The following is a 19,015-nucleotide window of genomic DNA, read 5'->3' as shown; positions in this document are numbered from 1 at the left end:
TAGGCTGAGTAAGCGGCAAAACAGCAAAATAATGTTTTGTCTGTTAATATGTTGATATCCCATTGCATAAATTGACATTTTTCGCGGTGTATGCTCAAATAAGAGCGTATAAACTAATTAGTAAGTAATTTATTTAGGGGAAAGTTGCTGCTGTAAGACATGGTTGTCTCAGCTCTGCCTATCAGGGAGGTTTCAAATGGCATCTGGTTACAAAAATCATATTAGAAAAGATAGCTTCAAGAATTTAAGCGAAGCTGGAAAAGTGAAACGGCCAGTTCTTTACATAGGGTCCGCTGTCATTCTCTTATTGTTGATATTTGGGGGTGCACTTCTCTATGTTAATTCCGCACTTCACCCTCTCGATCCGGGAAGCAAGGTTAAAAAGAAAGTGGAAATCCCAATGGGTTCGTCTGCTGCAGTAATAGGACACTCATTGGAGAAGGAAGGAATAATAAAGGATGCAAATGTTTTTAGGTATTATGTAAGATTTAAACATGAATCAGGATTTATGGCAGGAAATTATGAATTCAGTCCTTCCATGGGGGTTCCTGAAATTGTGAATCGTTTAAAAAACGGAAAAATTTATCAGGCTGAAGCTTTTAGAATTACAATTCCCGAAGGAAAACAGCTTAAGGAAATTGCCTTAATCATAGCCAAAGCCTCTAAAATTCCTGAAAAGGACGTTTTTAATAAACTTAATGACCGGACTTTCATTACAGGGTTAATGAAAAAGTATCCTGATGTACTTACTCAGGATATATTAAATAAAAATGTACTCTACCCGCTGGAAGGATATCTTTACCCGGCCACTTATCCTTTCTATAAGGATAAGCCTACAATTGATGAATTGGTTGAGGCGATGCTCGGAAAAACAAAGAAGGAATTAGATATTTATAGAAACGAAATGAAGACAAAAAGCATCAGACCTCATCAGCTGCTTACAATGGCCTCACTGATTGAAGAAGAAGCAACTCAGAAGGCGGACAGGCACAAAATATCAAGTGTATTTTATAACCGGATCCAAAAAGGGATGCCTCTGCAAACAGACCCTACAGTTCTTTACGCTCAGGGCAAACATAAGGATAGGGTATATTATAAGGATTTGGAAGTAAATTCGCCATATAATACATACAAGAATGCTGGATTGCCCCCAGGCCCCATTGCCAACGCAGGTAAAATGTCAATTGAGGCTGCCTTACACCCAGATAAAACCGGTTTTTATTACTTTTTAGCTGCATCTGATGGGACTGTTATTTTTACAAAAACCCTTGAAGAGCATAACAGGGAAAAAGCTAAACATATTTCCAGTAAAAAATAATGTCGTATCCTGTGGGAATAAATAGCTTTCCCCCGGTTTTTATGTTAAAATAGTTCAAGTGTTTTAGTGATGTCTAGTTACAGCGCCGGGAAACGGGCGCTTGTACTTTTCGTATAAGCATTCAATAGCGTAACTCACAGGCAGGTAAGGAATGCAGGTTGCTGCTCCGCTCGTGCATAAATTGTAAAAATTTATGCTGATTCTTTCTGTGAACGCTATTTTTTCATGTTTAAAAAACACATTAAAAGCCGATTGCTTTTATAAAAGAATAGAGGTGAAGCAGCTTGAACGATAAGCTGCATTCTTATATAGAAACTCTCATTCCAGCAAGGAATGATTTGCTTGAGGAAATGGAGAAATTTGCGGGTGATCATAGTGTTCCGATTATGGAATTAACCGGTATGGAATCATTGCTTCAAATTCTTCGCATTCAAAATCCTTCCGCTATCCTTGAAATTGGGACAGCCATTGGCTATTCTGCCTTGAGAATGGCCTTTGCTCTGCCAGAGGCTAAAATTGTAACGATTGAGCGGGATGAGGAAAGGCTCCTTCTTGCAGAACAATATATTGACCGCTCCGGAAAAGAAACAAACATTGTCCTTATCAAAGGAGATGCGCTTGAATCAGAGAGCGAAATCAGAACATATGGCCCATTTAACGCTATTTTTATTGATGCAGCAAAAGGCCAGTACCAGAAATTCTTTGAGATTTATTCGCGTTTTCTTGCCGATGATGGCATTATCATAACAGATAATGTTTTATTTAAAGGCCTTGTCTGTGAGGATGAGATAGAAAATAAACGAATTCGTAATCTCGTTAAAAAAATAGATCATTTCAACAAATGGCTTATGGCCCATCCTGATTATCACACGGTAATTTTGCCTGTTGGGGATGGAGTTGCGATTAGTAAAAAAAGAGGTGAAAGTTAATGAAAAAACCAGAATTATTGGTTACTCCCATTACATCCGAAGATATTCTTCCTCTTGCAGAAGCAGGGGCAGATGCTTTTATTATTGGAGAACAGCGATATGGATTACGTCTCGCAGGAGAATTTAACCGTGATGAGGTAAAAAAGTCTATTGAATTGGCTCATTCAAAAGGCAAAAAGGTCTATGTTGCTATGAATGCCATTTTCCATAATGAAAAATTAGAAGAGCTTAAAGATTACTTAAAGTTTGCTTCTGATGCAGGAGCAGATGCAATTGTGTTTGGAGATCCCGCTGTGCTTATGACAGCTAAGGAAACAGTACCTGAAATGAAGCTTCACTGGAATACAGAGACTACAGCCACTAACTGGTATACATGTAATTACTGGGGACGCAAGGGTGCTAAAAGGTCAGTTCTTGCGCGCGAAATCAGCATGGAAGCTGTTGTAGAAATAAAAGAGAAGGCTGAAGTCGAAATTGAGGTCCAGGTTCATGGCATGACTTGCATGTTTCAATCAAAACGCTCACTGCTTGGCAATTACTTTTTATATCAGGACAAAGTAATGGAAATTGAAAACCGCAAACAGCAAAAGGATATGTTCCTTCATGATAATGAAAGAGGTAATAAATATCCTATTTTTGAAGATCAAAATGGAACACATATTATGAGTCCAAATGATATCTGCATTATTGACGAGCTTCAGGATATGATGGAGGCTGGAGTCGATTCTTTTAAAATCGATGGGATTTTAAAAAAACCTGAGTATATTCTTGCTGTGACAAAAGCTTATCGAAAAGCAATTGATTTATACTTTGAAGACCCTGAAAACTATGAAGACCAAAAGGATTCATTACTTGAAGAACTAGAGGCGATTCAGCCAGATAACAGACCGTTTGATACAGGCTTCTATTTCAAAGAGACAGTTTACTAAACACACTATTGTATAAAATATAGGAGGTATTTGACCGTGAACGCACTTCAGGATAAGATTTCACAAATTGTTGACGGCAAGCGTGTTATTGTGAAAAAGCCAGAACTTCTTGCGCCTGCCGGAAATCTTGAAAAACTAAAAATTGCTGTGCAATATGGTGCAGATGCCGTATTTATTGGTGGCCAGGAGTATGGCCTGCGTTCCAATGCAGATAACTTTACGTTCGAAGAAATGAAAGAGGGCGTAGAGTTTGCCAAAAAATTCGGTGCGAAAATTTATGTAACAACCAATATATATGCCCATAACGAAAATATTGACGGACTCGAAGAATATTTACTTGGTTTAAAGGATGCAGGAGTTGCGGGAATTATCGTTGCTGATCCACTGATAATAGAAACATGCCGCCGTTTAGCACCAGAAATTGAAGTACATTTAAGTACTCAACAGTCCCTTACCAACTGGAAGGCAATCCAATTTTGGCAAGAGGAAGGACTTGAGCGTGTTGTTTTGGCACGTGAGACAAGTGAAGAGGAAATTCGTGAAATGAAGGAAAAGGTTGATATTGAAATTGAAACCTTTATCCATGGTGCAATGTGTATTGCCTACTCAGGCCGCTGCACACTAAGCAACCATATGACAGCCCGTGATTCAAACCGTGGCGGCTGCTGTCAATCCTGCCGCTGGGATTATGATCTTTACCAGCAGGAGGGAAGCTCCGAGACACCATTATTTGCTGAAAATGATTCACCTTTTGCCATGAGCCCTAAGGATTTAAATCTTATTGAATCTATTCCAAAAATGATTGAACTGGGTATTGACAGTCTTAAAATAGAAGGACGAATGAAATCAATTCACTATATTGCTACAGTTGTAAGTGTCTATAGAAAAGTCATTGATGCTTATTGTGCAGATCCTGAAAACTTTGTTATTCAGCAGGAATGGCTGGATGAACTTGATAAATGTGCCAATCGGGAAACAGCAACAGCCTTTTTTGAAGGTGTACCAGGGTATAAAGAGCAAATGTTTGGCAATCATAGCAAAAAGACAACCTTTGATTTTGCTGGATTGGTTCTTGATTATGATGAAGAAACCCAAATGGTTACACTTCAGCAGAGAAATAATTTTAAGCCAGGCCAGGAAGTAGAGTTTTTTGGTCCGGAAATTGAGAACTTTACCCATGTCATTGATAAAATTTGGGACGAGAAAGGCAACGAGCTGGATGCAGCACGCCATCCTCTGCAAATTGTTCGCTTTAAACTGGATAAACCGGTATACCCTAACAACATGATGCGAAAGGAGAACTAAAACATGTCGCGTAAACCCGTTGTAATTGGTGTAGCTGGTGGTTCTGGATCGGGGAAGACAAGTGTCACTAAAGCAATTTATGAAAGCTTTAAGGGACATTCGATTTTAATTTTGGAACAGGATTACTACTATAAGGACCAAAGCACTCTCCCTTTTGAGCAACGTCTTAAAACAAATTATGACCATCCGCTTGCATTTGATAATGACCTGCTGATTGATCATATTAAGCAGCTTCTGCGTTACGAGTCGATTGAAAAACCAGTATATGATTACTCGATCCATACTCGTTCTGATGATGTTATCCCTGTGGAACCAAAGGATGTTATAATTCTTGAAGGAATTTTAATTTTGGAAGACGAACGTCTTCGTGACCTGATGGATATAAAACTTTTTGTGGATACAGATGCAGACTTAAGAATTGTTCGGCGTTTAATTAGGGATATAAAAGAACGCGGCAGATCAATGGACTCAGTAATTGAACAATATGTGAACGTGGTTCGCCCAATGCACAATCAATTCATTGAACCTACTAAGCGCTACGCGGACATAATTATTCCCGAAGGCGGGCATAATTATGTTGCTATTGATATAATGGTCACAAAAATTCAAACAATTCTTGAACAAAAGTCAATTTTATGAAACAATAGCAGATGAAAAGAACTATATTTTAGTTCAAATGAATAAGAATTAGTATGCGCGCCCTTTTAATAGGACGCGCTCCTATGTATTTATGCCAATGATAGGGCTACATAATTAAACACAGTCTGCTGGGAGATTGTGAAGACTAGAAGGAGTGAATAGTTTGGCTGCAGAGAAAGTATTTCCAATGACACAGGCAGGAAAAGAAAAGCTTGAACAGGAGCTTGAACATTTAAAATCTGTAAAACGTAAAGAGGTTGTAGAAAGGATTAAAATCGCCCGAAGCTTTGGCGATTTATCCGAAAACTCGGAATATGATTCTGCAAAAGAAGAGCAGGCATTCGTTGAGGGACGTATTACAACTCTTGAAAATATGATTAGAAATGCCAAGATTATCGAAGAAGGCGAAATGAGCAGTGATACTGTTACACTTGGCCGTTCCGTTACTTTTGTCGAATTGCCTAATGGTGACGAAGAAACCTATACTATCGTGGGCAGCGCTGAAGCTGATCCATTTGAAGGCAAAATTTCAAATGATTCTCCGATTGCAAAAAGCCTGATTGGCAAAAGAGTAGGGGAAGAGGTTTCCGTTCAGACTCCAGGCGGCGAAATGAGCGTCCGTATCATTTCAATTAAATAATAATGAATTAAAGGCACTCAATAAATCCTGGGTGCCTTTATCCTCCTATGTTTGAAAACACCCATCCTCGTCAACACTTTTGACGAGGTGTTTTTATGTGGCAAAAAAGGGCAAATGGATTCCTAATCTTCTATTTGATTATTTTCTCACTTTTATTGATAAGGCTGATGCAGGTTCAATTATTTGAAACGGAAACCTTTACATCAAGAAATATTAACCTTCTTGAGGAAAGTGTAAAGCAACGGGCACAGGAACTTGTCATTGACAATGGCAGAGGTGAATTCCTCGACCGTAATGGAAGATTAATGACAGAAAAAAAGACGAATGTACTGGTTCTGTTTCCGTTTTTAAAAAAGATAGCCTGGGATGTTAAATCGGTCTCCTCTATAACTGGAATCTCAAAGAATAATTTGATGTATGCCATTAATAAAGCCAAAAAGCCTTTTTCTTACGGAGACCCCCTGCCAATCTCTTTGAGTTCAACACAAATGAAGAAAATAAATGAACTTAAAATACCAGGAGTTTTTGCCGTTGAAAGGAAATTTCCGATTAAAAACATACCCGCCGAGCAATTGATTGGGCTAGCGGCAGAAAATCCCTCAGAGATAAAAAAACGCTATCCTAATAAAAGTCTTTCAAGCCAAACACCTATTGGAATATCAGGACTGGAAGAAAGCTTTGATGAATTCCTTCTACCGGAGGGAAAATCGAGTCTTATTTATCACGTAGATGGGGACGGCGCCCCTCTCTTTGGGCTAAATGTCCGCTATACAGATCCGGCCAACCCCTTTTACCCGGTTAATATTAAAACCACTGTAGACAAGGATATTCAAGAAAAGGCTGAAGAATTAGCTAGTGTCTATGGTATTAAAAAGGGAGGGCTGGTGCTCCTAGATATACAGGACAACAGTGTCCTTGCGATGGTATCAAGACCATCCATAAATAAAAAAAATCCGTACAGCGGCGGTGGTATGTCCAATATGATGCTAAAACAGCAGATAATGGGATCTGTTTTTAAAACAGTAGTCGCCGCGGCTGCTATTGATTACAATCTGGACAGCCCAGCAAGATCATTTGATTGCAGCAAAAAAATTAATGGCAAGCAAGATGAACAGCATCAATATGGAAACTTGGATTTTTCAACTAGCTTTGCCGTTAGCTGCAACAGAGCTTTTGGACAGCTGGCAGTAGAATTGAAAAATATAAATCCTAAAATATTAGATGATTATGCTGAAAGACTGTCCCTCACAGGTCCTGTAGGCTGGGAAGGAGATGTTTATCACACAAGCCATTTCAGGCAGATGAAGGAAGAGGAAAAGGGGAGGGTCTTCCGCTCCGATCAGGACCGTTTAGACGCAAACTTTGTGGCCATGTCTGGTATCGGGCAGCATGAGGTAAGGGCAACCCCTTTGGGAGTAGCCAGCATGATGGCTACAATAGCTAGGGGCGGAGATAAAAAAATGATTAAAGCTGTTTCAGCAATAGAATATAAAAATCACTCCCAGTTGATTCAGTTTCCTGATAAGGCTATTGCAGGAGATACTATTGCTCCTTATACTGCCATGGAGCTTCAGAAACTTCTTAGAAGAGTAATTACAGATGAGCGTGGGACTGGACGATGGTTTCAAAATCTTCCTTATGAAGTTGCCGGAAAATCAGGAACAGCTGAAACAGGAAGGTTTGTTGATGGAAATCAGCTGCATAATAAATGGTTTGCGGGATATTTTCCTTATCAAAATCCAAGATATGCTTTAGTGGTTGTTAATCTGGATGTTTATGAGAATGAGGGCGGAATTAATCCTTTATTTGCAGATATGGTAAAATGGTTGTATGAAAATAAGAGCAGCCAATAGGACGTCTTGAGGAAAATCAAGATATTCCTTCATGTTTTCATTAACTCATGTTAGAATGTTGACATCCTTATTTTTTGGAGGGATAGAATTGGATAACGATTTTCAAACAGGTTCCCGATCCGGTAATCGGGCAAAAAGAAAGAAAACTAACTTGGTATTAAACAGCTTGATTGCCATTGTCCTGCTTTTAATCATAATTGTTGCGTATGCAATTTTTTCAGGCGGCAATGATAAAGCGGCAACCAAGAATGCTGATAAAGCCGCAAAACCAAAGCAAACTCTTCAGCATAAAAAAGGCAACGAAAAAAAAGCAAGTAAAAGTGAAAAGGCTAAAACTGGCCAAAATCAAGGGACAAACGAAGACACTTCGTCCGATAAGCCGGATGGCAATGCTGATGGCCAATCAGAGGGGTCAGACGCTCAGGCGGTGGTCACTGAGGGCGGCAGCACCTCCAATGTGAAAGAGACTATTGAGAATCCTGAGTGGAAACCAGTAGGCACTACACAGTCCGGAGAACATGCTGCAGTATACGATCAAAGCTCTGCTGACTGGCAGGAAATGCTTAACGCAGTTTCATATGCTACAGGTATTGACCAAAGCAATATGACGGTATGGCGTCTAGGAAGCAATAATCATGACCCAAATCGATCTATAGCCACCATTTCATCCAAGGACACTAAAGAGGCCTACAGGGTTTATATTGATTGGGTGGATGGAGAAGGATGGAAGCCTTCAAAGGTAGAAAAGTTAACGGAAAACGATAGAGGGAATATTGGCCAGTAAAAGTGGCTGATTATATCCCAAAAAGTAAGGATGGTCCCTCTGAGAGGTTCCATCCTTACTTTTTTGCTTTAAAATGTACTACAGCTGAGTAAAAAGTCTGGCCATTTTCGTTAACATGCATTTGATGTGAAACAGAATGGACAGAAAGCATGATTGCTCTGTTAATCTCTATTTGTCCTTCAATCTTCTTTTGCAGGGTCTTTAAATCTCCTGCCTCAAAGAATTCAACTTTATCTTCGATTAAATCTAGTTGGAAATTCATACTCTACACTCCCTCTTATTTCTATTTATTATTGTAATGGGACAGAACCTCGCAGGCAAACAATTGTGAAAATCTTTTATCTTTTATGCTCTTTTCTAAGAGATTGTTGAAATTTGAAGAAACTCTGAGCAAAAATAGGTGAGACTCCTCGAAAATGCATACGCATTTTCTTGGTGCGGTGACGATTCACCGATGCAATCTCAACGTCCTGCGGGAAAAGGAAGCCAGGCGAGACCGGTCGGTAGCGACCGAGGAGAAAGAAGAACGGAAGCGCCTTGTTCAGCCCCGACAAGCACTTGATGGCCTGACGATGAAGTCGTTCTTTACTTCAAAGTCAGGACTGAAGCGACCTCGAGGGGCTAGGTGCTGAAGTTTGACAGGCTCGCGGATTGGCCGCGGAAAGCGAGTCTATTTTTTGCTTCTATAAACAACAAAGTTTACGAAAAGAGCTATCTTTTAAAAGAAGGCAATGTTAAACTCTTAGCGGTTTTTTGGAATATCAACAATATAGATTAAAGGAACTAAAATACGGTACTCATAATGAATGGATTGTACCTTTATAGCAAAATCATCGCGAAAGATGGTAAAATAGTGTTCGCGGATACAAACAGCGAATCCGAAGAAGAGTATATATAAAAAACGCCAAGAAAAGCTTTCTCAAGCTTACAAAGGGTAAATCGGTATAAAATTTACTCTGATGACAGAGGGAGCAAAATTACAAAGAAAGAGGTCTGAAAATGAAAATCGCCATCATTGGAGCAATGGAAGAAGAGGTTACACTGTTAAGAGAAAATATTGAAGGAAAGACACAGGAAACAGTTGCTGGATGTGAGTTTACCTTTGGGAACATGCATGGTGCAGAAGTTATCCTCCTTCGCTCTGGGATAGGCAAAGTTAATGCGGCTATGTCTACAACAATCCTTCTGGAAAAGTATAAACCTGACTATATTATTAATACCGGTTCAGCAGGTGGTTTTCATTCTGAACTGAACGTAGGGGATGCTGTAATTTCCTCCGAGGTTCGCCATCATGATGTGGATGTAACTGCTTTTGGATATGAATATGGACAAGTTCCTCAGCTTCCAGCTGCATTTTTGGCAGACAGCAGACTTGTAGGGATTGCAGAAGATGCAGCAAAGGAAATTGAGGATATTCAGATTGTAAAAGGCCTTATTGCTACAGGAGATTCTTTTATGCAGGATCCTGTAAGAGTTGACTTTGTAAGAACCAAGTTTGAAGACCTTCAGGCTGTTGAGATGGAAGCTGCAGCAATAGCTCAGGTTGCCCATCAATTCCAGGTGCCGTTTGTTATCATTCGTTCATTGTCTGATATAGCCGGTAAGGAATCCAATGTATCTTTTGATCAATACCTAGAAAAAGCAGCAGTTAATTCTGCGACCCTTGTAATGAAGATGGTATCTAAGCTGGTTTAATTACTGGAAATAAATGAGAAATTTTGAAAGCCCGCCTTTTAAGGTGGGCTTATTCTTTTGGTCACAAGTAAAGTATCAGGCTGATTTCCTTGAAAGAGTCAATTGCTACAGCTGTCATCCAGTTATTGGGCAAGATCCCTCACTCTTATAGGCTATTTACCATATCAAATGGTTAAAGTTTTCTTTGTTACTTCGTTCAGCTATTTTGATTGAAGCGAGCGCTTGAAGCGCAAATCATACGCAGATAAGCCTCTTTTTGGTGCAGATTCTAATGGCTAAACAATTTACTAATATTTACATTCACGAAAAACACCTATTTTATGTTAAAGTTGATTAGTAGATTTAAAGAAAAGTAGGTGATTTGAGTGAAAAACCAGGCAAAAGCCCTTTTTGATAAAATGACCGATTTTAAACGATTTGCGACTACTTTGTTAGCTATTGGCTCGTTTCTTTATCTCGGCCTAATTATTCCTTCGGCTGTTAAATCCGATAGAAGTTTAAATATAATCATACTCTCTTCATTAGTATTTTTAACTCTTTCTGTTTTCTTTTTTATTCAATCCAGTATTTGCCGAGAGAGGCTTCTGGAGATGGAAGAAGCAGACGAATATTTGACACGCAAATAACGTCTTTCAGCGAGGCGTTATTTTTTTATGGAAATAAATTAGAAAAAAGGTTTACAATCATCAGGTAAGTGGATATAATTACCATAGTTAGTGAAAAATTCCGCTTAGGAGGTCGCAATGATGAAAAAGTCAGTCGTCTGGTTATATAAAACAACAACAACTGAATATTTCTTTTACAAGCATTCGACCCAAAAGGAATGGATCGCATAACAGTCAATGACTAAAACGAATCTATCCATGCCGCAGGGAGAATTGCGCCCTGTGGTGTTTTTATGCCTAAAAACAAGATTCCGCAGGGGGATAATTCCCTGCGGTTTTTTGGCTAGGCAGAATTTATATATTTAAATTCTGAACCCACGACGGACAGGACAAGGAAGGCTTCGTGAGCTGCATCTGAAGGAAAGCAACACTTTTTCCGAGGATGTGCCGATTTGAGCGTGTTAAGAGCAGCTACGGCTCTTCCTTCACCAAAGCCCTCCGGCAGTGCCAAGTTTTCTAATGGATTAAAAAAGGAGGTGGAAAACCATGACATTAAACATTTTATTTCTGACAATCACCATTAAAAAAAGGGTGATGAACCTTGAAGAAATTCAAAAAGAAGAATTTATCGAAAAGCTTTGCGATGAACTTCGTGACCGCAGATTTTCTATGCACCGTCCTCTATAAGCTAGGGGGAAAATTCTAATTGAAAGGTGGTTTTTACAATGATTTTTCATATTCAAAATCGCAGAGCAAGCTTATGGGTGATGAAGGACACCACCTAACGGAAAATAATAATTGGAGGGTGACCTATGTATTTGCAGATCTTATTTTTAACCCTTTTTCTCACTAAAAAGAAAAGGAATTAGGTTTAACAAAATGTTCACATTCTATTCTGATAGGTACCGTGATAATATGATAAATTCATTATAGGTACAGAACTATCTAAAGGGGTGTGTAACATGTTTTTGATAGTAATGGCTTTTGTAATTACTGGTACTATTGGCTGTGTGATTTCTGCAGAAGTAACTGCAGCGGATGAAATATAGTATATAATTTTTATAAAAAGCATTAGCTTGAAGAGTGTATTTTTCCCCAAAGGTTAGATTTAACCTTTAACTTTTGGGAGTCACCTCCGAGCTGGTGCTTTTTTATGATTATAGCGGCCATTCAAGCCCAAGAAATTGCTGCAAGACTTGATTTATGATTCTTTTGGAATTTTTTACATAAAAATATCGCAACTCGGACAGACACATTCCATTGTCACTTTTCATAGGAATTAGTTATAGGCTATAGTCCATATGAAGTCGGGGGTGAAGTTCATGTCCGGAATTTTGGCGGCACTTGGTTATTTAGTTAAAGAGTTTTTATTCCTTGTTTCATATGTTAAAAACAATGCCTTTCCCCAGCCGTTGTCAGCAGCAGAAGAGCGGAAATACTTACGTTTAATGGCTGAAGGTGATCCGCATGCACGTAATATGCTGATTGAGCATAACTTGCGCCTGGTGGCTCACATTGTTAAAAAATTTGAAAATACCGGGGAGGATTCCGAGGACTTAATTTCGATTGGTACAATCGGATTAATCAAAGCCATTGAAAGTTATTCGGAAGGAAAGGGCACTAAGCTTGCAACGTATGCTGCACGCTGTATCGAAAATGAAATCCTTATGCACTTAAGAGCTCTCAAGAAGACTAAGAAAGATGTTTCCCTCCATGACCCTATTGGCCAGGATAAAGAAGGTAATGAAATTTCACTTATTGATGTCTTAAAGTCAGAGTCAGAGGATGTCATTGATACAATTCAGCTTAATATGGAGCTAGAAAAAATTAAACAGTATATAGACGTACTAGATGACCGGGAGAAGGAAGTAATAATAGGAAGATTTGGTCTTGACCTTCAAAAAGAAAAAACACAGAGGGAAATAGCTAAAGAATTGGGGATTTCAAGGAGTTATGTATCAAGAATTGAAAAAAGGGCTCTGATGAAAATGTTTCATGAATTCTATCGGGCAGAAAAAGAAAAACGTAAAAACCGCTAAGAATGAGAAAAAAGGCAGCTTACACGGCTGCCTTTTTACATATATTATCTGGCTCCAGCTCACAGCGAGTCTTCATCCTTGGAAACGCCTCCTGGGTATCTTGTATCAGTATGGCCTTTAGGTGATACCTGGTGCTAAACTCACCCGAAATCTCTGCATCCTGAAGCTTTCCGGCGGTCTGAACAGATGGTTTTTAGAGCTAGAGTTCATCCCACTTCCCCTGCGTGAAGTTAACTTCGAAATGTTCTGCTACAAGAGAAGATTATTAACATGAAGTTTCTCGGGCAATTGCTTCGCTGAATGGTGCCTGAGCTTTTCTATGGGGAAACAGTGTTTTGTCCATTTTGGAGGAGAGCGGTCCAGTTCATTCCACCATCTCGTGTTTCATAGACATCATTATTATAAGTAGAGAAAGCCATCCTTTGTGGATTCTTTAAATCTGCTGCAAGATAAGTTATAGGGTTATTATAATCAAGGAAAGGAATTTTAACTTCCGTTTCTTTTGCCGTCTTTGTATCCAGCTGCTTTAACTGGACTGTATTATTTCCTACACTGCAATAGTAGAGCCTGTCACCTGAAAATGTTAGTGCAGTTACCATTTCGGGACTTGTTATTGCCTTCATGGTGTTTCCGCTATCCGCAGTATAAAAAATACCGTTTCTGGTTGCCATCGCCATTGTATCACCCTTTTCTGGATGAACGGCAATCATTCCAAACGAATCGGCAGTAAATCCGGTAAGCTTGCTTTTTTCCCAGGACTTCCCCAGATCCTTAGAGTAATATATACCGGCATCGATTTTACTGTTTGGCTGTTCATTTATTATATAGACTTCATTTCCGGAATAACTGGCTGATAAAAAGTGAAAGTCACTTTCACCATAAAACGCCAGTTTTTTTAATGTTTTCCCCTTATCAGTACTTTGAATAAGTCCTAAAGGATTTTTAAGGCCTGAACCTTTTTGCGGATGGCCAGATGCGAGAAAACCATCCTTTACAGCTTGAAATCCCATATAATCGTTATTGTTACTGCTTGTTTCAAACCACTCTGTTCCATTGAACATTTTTAAACCATTATGGGTTGCTATATAAAGAGAGTCGTCGTTTCCCGGATACCCCAGCCCATGAAGGTGGCTTAGATTTAACTTTTTGCTTTTTATAATGGAGAATTCCTGTTTGTTTTGTTCTATGTTTTCTTGTTGGTTTGTCTTTTGCTTAGGCCCTGTCATTTTTTTGTCGGCACATCCGGAACCGAAAATCATCATTCCTGCTATGCCTGCCAGCAAAAGTTTCTTTCCTGATTTCACTTTTCTTCCTCCTGTAGATTGGGATTCTTAAGTTTCTATGTCCATCCACTTATACCCCACGCCCCACACAGTTGTCAAATAATCATCAATGGGGAACCCCGTCTTCCGCAGCTTCTCCCTTAAATTTCTAACATGGGAGTCTACCGTTCTGTCTTCTGTTGAAACCGAATATCCCCATATAGAAGAAAGTAAATGTTCACGGCTAAAAACTTTATTCCGGTTTTGCAGAAATAGTCCTAAAAGGGAAAATTCCTTGGGAGTAGCGGAATTGTATTAGTGTGGAAGGTTAATTCGAAGGAATCTGGTTTTAGCGTTAGTCCGTTAAAATGGACCTCCTGCTCGTTTTTGCTGTTCCTTCTTAAAACAGCCTCTATTCGGGCTATTAGTTCTTCTTCATCAAAGGGTTTTACAATATAATCATCCGCACCTATTTTTAATCCATTTATTACGTCGCTTTTTTCGTTGCGGGCTGTCAGCATGATGATAGGAATATCCCAATTTTTCCGAATCTCTTTACAGGCTTCCCATCCTCCCATTTCAGGCATCATAACATCCAATAAAATTAAATCAGCATGATTGGTCTCTAAATAACCGATTGCATTAGCTGCTGAATTCATTTTTATACAATGGTAGCCCCTTGGCGTTAAATAAAGGGACAATAAATTAAGCATTCTATTTTCGTCATCAATGAGTAAAAGTCTCTTCAATCCACTTCCTCCCAGCAGGTTTATTGTTGTAATTATACAATACGATGATATTGTTTTTTCCTTTAACAATGTCAATTCTGCGAAAACATTAGCAGGATTTCATTTTTTAAGGCCCATACATTCCTAGACAGGGATACATATCATAAAGAAAAGGATAAAAGGAGGGAGAAACATGCCATACGGTTATCCTTATCCATTCGGCTTCCCAGCCCCTTATCCTGCATATCCGTGTTATTCGGGCGGAGCCGGTGCATGGTATGCATTATTTATCGTTTTATTAATTCTTGTATTAATTTTTGGTGGCTGGTGGTATTTTAGCTCTAGGGCCTGTTAAGCCTCTTATGCCTGGGCAATCTCGCCTCAGGCTATTTTTATTGTAAAGAATTAAGCGAAATTATGGACTTTTCTTTTTAAAAAATTGAATTAATAGAAATTTCAAACACTTACTCTTATAATGGAAAGAGACGTACATATAAGGGGGATAAAAATGACAACATCAACATATTCAAATGTTTGGAACCTGGATGTTTTTTTTCCAGGAGGAAGTAATTCAACAGAGTTTACTGAATTTCTAACTAGCACACAAGCGGCTATCATAGCGTTTCACAGCGAAGTGGAGAAATGGGAGCCTTCACAAAAAAATAATAATGAACAAAGTCTGTCTAACATAATTGGCGGTTTTGAACAAACAGCAAAAAAAATACGCCAGGCAGGAGCTTTTGTAAGCTGTCTTCAGGCTCAGAATACAGAAGATAAGAATGCCAGCAGTCTTCAGGCAAAGGTAACTTCACTAAGTGCAGCCTTTCAAAATGCCTTAACTATCTTTGACAGTAAATTAACACTAATTGATGACGAGGAATGGGAAAAATTAATTACTTTCCGATCCTTATCTGAACTTTCTTTTGTATTATCCGAGCGAAGGGAAAGGGCCAGCGAGAAATTATCCAAAGAGGAAGAAGCATTAATCAACTCTTTAGGCGTCGATGGATATCATGCCTGGAGCCAATTGTATGACCTGATTGTAAGCAGCATAAAAGTTTCATATAAGGGTGAGTCACTTTCAGTTGGCCAGGCTTCCAATAAATTTTCACAGTCTGATAGGGAAGGACGTAAGGAAGTTTTTAAAGAATGGGAAAAAGCATGGGGGGAAAAGTCTGAGCTCCTTTCTCAAACGCTTAACCATTTGGCCGGCTTTAGGCTTAATGTCTATAAAGCAAGGGGCTGGGAGGACTTTTTAAAGGAACCTCTTCAGGTGAATCGTATGAAGAAAGAAACACTTGATACGATGTGGACTGTTATATCGGAAAACAAGCAGCCGCTTGTTAAATATTTGGAACGAAAAGCTAAATTGCTAAATATTGATAAACTTAGCTGGTATGATCTTGATGCTCCATATGGAAACGCAGATACCAAGGTATCTTATCAGGAAGGCGCAGACTTTATTCTTGATAACTTCGCTGCGTTTGGAGAAAAGATGGCTGCATTTGGGAAAAAGGCATTTGAAGAAAGCTGGATTGAAGCAGAAGATAGGCCTGGTAAAGCTCCTGGAGGCTTTCATACCTATTTTCCTGAGAGTGCACAATCTAGAATTTTTATGACATATTCAGGGACACCATCCAATGTATCCACATTAGCTCATGAACTGGGGCATGGTTTTCATACTTATGCCATGAAGGAGCAGCATTTCCTTAACAGAAATTATGCTATGAACGTGGCGGAAACAGCTTCTACTTTTGCTGAAATGATTGTGTCTGATGCTTCAGTGAAACAAGCTAAATCAAAAGAGGAAAAATTAGCCCTTCTTGATGATAAAATTCAAAGGTCTGTGGCACTTCTGATGAATATTCACGCCCGATTCCTCTTTGAAACCCGTTTTTACGAAGAAAGAAAGGGAGGGCCGGTAAGTACCCCCCGTTTAAGTGAACTAATGCAGGAGGCCCAGAAAGAGGCATACGGCGGGGCACTGGAAGAGTACCACCCATTATTTTGGGCTTCAAAGCTTCATTTCTTTATTACAGGGGTTCCTTTTTATAATTTCCCTTATACATTTGGCTTCTTATTTTCTCTTGGCATCTACGCCCGTGCTCTGGAAGAAGGGGCTCAATATGAGGAGAAATATATTGCTTTATTGAAAGATACTGCCTCCATGACGGTGGAAGACTTAGCCTTAAAACATTTGCAGGCAGACCTTACCAAACGTGATTTCTGGGAAAAGGCAGTAAAAGTTTGCGTCGATGATATAGAAGAGTTTCTGGTACTTACTGAATAGCTTAGATCTCTAACAATATATAAATAACAATAAAGCAACCCGGCATTTTTAGCGGGTTGCTTTATTGTCGTTTACTATTAAACCTTTTTAAGTTTAAAGGTACTTACCATAAGGAAAGATAAAAGCATTATTATAAAAAAGAATATTTGTGGAGGCCAAAAAGGAATAGCCAGAAAGCTTAACGTAGCAAGGCAGCCTGCTGCAGTGATGGGAAGGCCAGTATAGTAACTGTTGCTCTCGGAAATATTGAAACGCGCGAGCCTGAAGGCACCGCATACAACGTAGAGAACGGTAAAAAATGTGCCTGGTATACCAAAGTCAAATAAAATCCCCTGATATAACAATAGTGCAGGTGCCACTCCAAATGATATAATATCACTCATGGAATCCAGTTGTTTTCCGAGTTCGGATTCAATGTGAAATTTACGTGCTGCCATTCCATCAAAACGATCACAAAGTGCAGCAATGAATATCAGTAGAAGGCTTAGGCGCAAATTTCCGCGGATCCCGTAAATAATGGCAAAACCGCCTAATGACAAATTGGCAAGCGTGATTACATTGGCGGTCTGGGACTTAATTTTTTTAATTGTTTGGTCCAGCACATTTGACAAGAACATTCCATCACTCCTTAAATATGAAGCCTGGCCACGAGACCTATTTATCTGCGCCATATCCGCACTGCCCTATCGTAGCGGAATAGTCCTTCCGGATACATTCGCTAAACCGATTTTATTAATTCTGAACGCTGGACTGGGAGCATGAGGAAAGAGCCGTCAGCTTTGTCTCGTACGATGGAAAAGCGCCAGATTTTGTGCGACTTCAGTTGAGCGTGATAAACGCATTACAGTTCTGCATTCGCCTAGTTAACTTAATAATATTTAATTTTAAGACTTTTATGAATGTTAGTAAAGAGTATTTTTACACTTTTTTGGGGGTAGTTACATTTGATCCAGCCTTTATATCGTTTGTTTATAGAACTTACAAATGGAAGAGTTACATCGTGGATTTTAAGAAAGTTTTCCCGTTCCCGCTTCAGTAAGGCAGTGGTTCCTTCATTCGCAAGGATTTATAATATCAACAAGGAAGAAATGCAGGAAACTCTTGAATCTTTTCCCACTCTCCACCACTTGTTTGTACGCCAATTAAAACCTGGTACTAGAAAAATAGATCCAGCAATAGATGCAGTTGTCAGCCCTGTTGATGCTGTAATAGAAGACGTGGGTAATATTAGAGAAACAAGTGAGATAGAAGTAAAAGGGAAGGTTTATTCCATTGATGAAATGCTTGGTGATAAGGAGGCATTAGAAAAATACCTAAATGGTACATATATGATACTTTATTTAAGTCCTACCCATTATCACCGCATCCACAGTCCGGTGGATGGAACTGTAATCAGGCAGTGGTCATTAGGAAGGAAATCTTATCCTGTTAATAAATTAGGGTTAAAATATGGGGTCAGGACACTTGCAAAAAACTACCGAATGATTACTGAGGTTAAAACAAACTATGGCCATGTTTCCGTTGTAAAGGTTGGAGCGATGTTTGTTAATTCAATAGAAACTACTCATCAGGGAACAGAACTGGAAAAAGGAAAAGAAATGGCTTTCTTCAGCTTTGGATCCACGGTCGTATTGCTGTTTGAAAAAGATATATTCAAATTGGAAAAGACCATTAAAACCCCGGCAAATGTAAAGGTCGGCGAAAGAATAGGAACATTTAAGTTGAAATAAAAAGCAGCAGAGGATGTCTCCTGGATAAAGAGCATCCTCGTTTTTATCCATTAAAGTTAAAAAAGAAATCAAATGTGGTAAAAAGATTATATAAACTTACAACGATTTAATAGTACTAGTAAGAAGGCTAATTTTAGCATTTCATCCTTTTCACAGGGGGTTGCGCTTTTTTTATATGCTGTGTTAACAATTAATGTTGATTTTTACCTATGTTGATTGGAGCCGAAGGCGCGGACTCCAGCGGGAAAAGAGGGCCATAGGAGACCCCG

The 19,015-nt window shown here is 39.1% G+C and carries 18 protein-coding genes and 1 pseudogene; 15 read left to right on the top strand and 4 right to left on the bottom strand.

The annotated features are described in order from the left end of the window. Window positions 1-196 precede the first annotated feature (196 nt). The 8 genes from mltG to G8761_RS07255 all read left to right on the top strand — a co-directional run bounded on the left by mltG (window position 197) and on the right by G8761_RS07255 (window position 8,397). Window positions 197-1,318 carry an endolytic transglycosylase MltG gene (gene mltG / locus G8761_RS07290; RefSeq protein ID WP_166025135.1) on the top strand — a complete coding sequence of 374 codons (1,122 nt, stop codon included), beginning with the start codon at window positions 197-199 and terminating at the stop codon, window positions 1,316-1,318. Window positions 1,319-1,602: 284 nt separating this feature from the next. Next, on the top strand, window positions 1,603-2,247 hold the full coding sequence (locus G8761_RS07285) for an O-methyltransferase (RefSeq protein WP_166025133.1): 645 nt from the start codon (window positions 1,603-1,605) through the stop codon (window positions 2,245-2,247). Next, a complete protein-coding gene (locus G8761_RS07280) occupies window positions 2,247-3,176 on the top strand; it encodes a peptidase U32 family protein (RefSeq protein WP_166025131.1) in 930 nt (309 codons plus the stop codon). The genes G8761_RS07285 and G8761_RS07280 overlap by 1 nt, the downstream gene beginning before the upstream one ends. Before the next feature lie 36 nt (window positions 3,177-3,212). Beyond that, window positions 3,213-4,481, top strand: a complete 1,269-nt coding sequence (locus G8761_RS07275; protein ID WP_166025129.1) for a U32 family peptidase C-terminal domain-containing protein — start codon at window positions 3,213-3,215, stop codon at window positions 4,479-4,481. Window positions 4,482-4,484: 3 nt separating this feature from the next. Further along, on the top strand, window positions 4,485-5,120 hold the full coding sequence (gene udk, locus G8761_RS07270; protein WP_166025127.1) for a uridine kinase: 636 nt from the start codon (window positions 4,485-4,487) through the stop codon (window positions 5,118-5,120). A 163-nt stretch (window positions 5,121-5,283) separates the two neighbouring features. Next, the gene (gene greA / locus G8761_RS07265; RefSeq protein WP_166025125.1) at window positions 5,284-5,760 is read left to right on the top strand and encodes a transcription elongation factor GreA; all 477 of its coding nucleotides are present in this window, start codon (window positions 5,284-5,286) and stop codon (window positions 5,758-5,760) included. Window positions 5,761-5,855: 95 nt separating this feature from the next. Continuing rightward, window positions 5,856-7,613: a peptidoglycan D,D-transpeptidase FtsI family protein gene (locus G8761_RS07260; RefSeq protein WP_166025123.1), complete on the top strand. Its 1,758-nt coding sequence runs from the start codon at window positions 5,856-5,858 to the stop codon at window positions 7,611-7,613. 88 nt (window positions 7,614-7,701) lie between these two features. Then, a complete protein-coding gene (locus G8761_RS07255) occupies window positions 7,702-8,397 on the top strand; it encodes a YrrS family protein (RefSeq protein ID WP_243449932.1) in 696 nt (231 codons plus the stop codon). Window positions 8,398-8,452: 55 nt separating this feature from the next. Here G8761_RS07255 and G8761_RS07250 read toward each other — a convergent pair whose 3' ends face one another. Continuing rightward, window positions 8,453-8,659 (bottom strand): YrzA family protein, encoded by a 207-nt coding sequence (locus tag G8761_RS07250; protein ID WP_166025121.1) that lies wholly within the window; start codon window positions 8,657-8,659, stop codon window positions 8,453-8,455. A gap of 737 nt (window positions 8,660-9,396) precedes the next feature. Between G8761_RS07250 and mtnN the strand changes: the two genes are divergently transcribed. The 4 genes from mtnN (at window position 9,397) to sigK (ending at window position 12,736) form a co-directional block, all read left to right on the top strand. After that, on the top strand, window positions 9,397-10,092 hold the full coding sequence (gene mtnN / locus G8761_RS07245; RefSeq protein ID WP_166025119.1) for a 5'-methylthioadenosine/S-adenosylhomocysteine nucleosidase: 696 nt from the start codon (window positions 9,397-9,399) through the stop codon (window positions 10,090-10,092). A gap of 365 nt (window positions 10,093-10,457) precedes the next feature. Continuing rightward, the gene (locus tag G8761_RS07240; protein ID WP_166025117.1) at window positions 10,458-10,718 is read left to right on the top strand and encodes a YrhC family protein; all 261 of its coding nucleotides are present in this window, start codon (window positions 10,458-10,460) and stop codon (window positions 10,716-10,718) included. A gap of 525 nt (window positions 10,719-11,243) precedes the next feature. Then, window positions 11,244-11,384 carry a YrzI family small protein gene (locus tag G8761_RS07235; RefSeq protein WP_166025116.1) on the top strand — a complete coding sequence of 47 codons (141 nt, stop codon included), beginning with the start codon at window positions 11,244-11,246 and terminating at the stop codon, window positions 11,382-11,384. 635 nt (window positions 11,385-12,019) lie between these two features. Further along, window positions 12,020-12,736: an RNA polymerase sporulation sigma factor SigK gene (gene sigK / locus G8761_RS07230; protein WP_166025114.1), complete on the top strand. Its 717-nt coding sequence runs from the start codon at window positions 12,020-12,022 to the stop codon at window positions 12,734-12,736. 317 nt (window positions 12,737-13,053) lie between these two features. Here sigK and G8761_RS07225 read toward each other — a convergent pair whose 3' ends face one another. Next, entirely contained in the window at window positions 13,054-14,040 is a 987-nt protein-coding gene (locus tag G8761_RS07225; protein WP_166025112.1) for a F510_1955 family glycosylhydrolase, read from the bottom strand. Between the two features lie 27 nt (window positions 14,041-14,067). Beyond that, a pseudogene (locus tag G8761_RS07220) lies at window positions 14,068-14,747 on the bottom strand (response regulator transcription factor). A 172-nt stretch (window positions 14,748-14,919) separates the two neighbouring features. Here G8761_RS07220 and G8761_RS07215 point away from each other — a divergent pair. Together G8761_RS07215 and G8761_RS07210 are read left to right on the top strand one after the other, a co-directional pair. Next, complete coding sequence (locus G8761_RS07215) at window positions 14,920-15,081, top strand: hypothetical protein (RefSeq protein WP_166025110.1); 162 nt, start codon at window positions 14,920-14,922, stop codon at window positions 15,079-15,081. 153 nt (window positions 15,082-15,234) lie between these two features. After that, complete coding sequence (locus tag G8761_RS07210) at window positions 15,235-17,016, top strand: M3 family oligoendopeptidase (RefSeq protein WP_166025108.1); 1,782 nt, start codon at window positions 15,235-15,237, stop codon at window positions 17,014-17,016. Window positions 17,017-17,093: 77 nt separating this feature from the next. Here G8761_RS07210 and pssA read toward each other — a convergent pair whose 3' ends face one another. Next, on the bottom strand, window positions 17,094-17,633 hold the full coding sequence (gene pssA, locus G8761_RS07205) for a CDP-diacylglycerol--serine O-phosphatidyltransferase (protein WP_166025106.1): 540 nt from the start codon (window positions 17,631-17,633) through the stop codon (window positions 17,094-17,096). A gap of 327 nt (window positions 17,634-17,960) precedes the next feature. Here pssA and G8761_RS07200 point away from each other — a divergent pair, with 327 nt between their 5' ends. Continuing rightward, entirely contained in the window at window positions 17,961-18,746 is a 786-nt protein-coding gene (locus G8761_RS07200; protein ID WP_166025103.1) for a phosphatidylserine decarboxylase, read from the top strand. Window positions 18,747-19,015 lie beyond the last annotated feature (269 nt).

Source organism: Neobacillus terrae (genome assembly GCF_011393025.1).
GTDB classification, from domain to species: Bacteria; Bacillota; Bacilli; order Bacillales; family Cytobacillaceae; genus Neobacillus_A; species Neobacillus_A terrae.
Note: the sequence above shows the minus strand (reverse complement) of the source record. Positions and strands in the feature narration are given on the sequence as shown.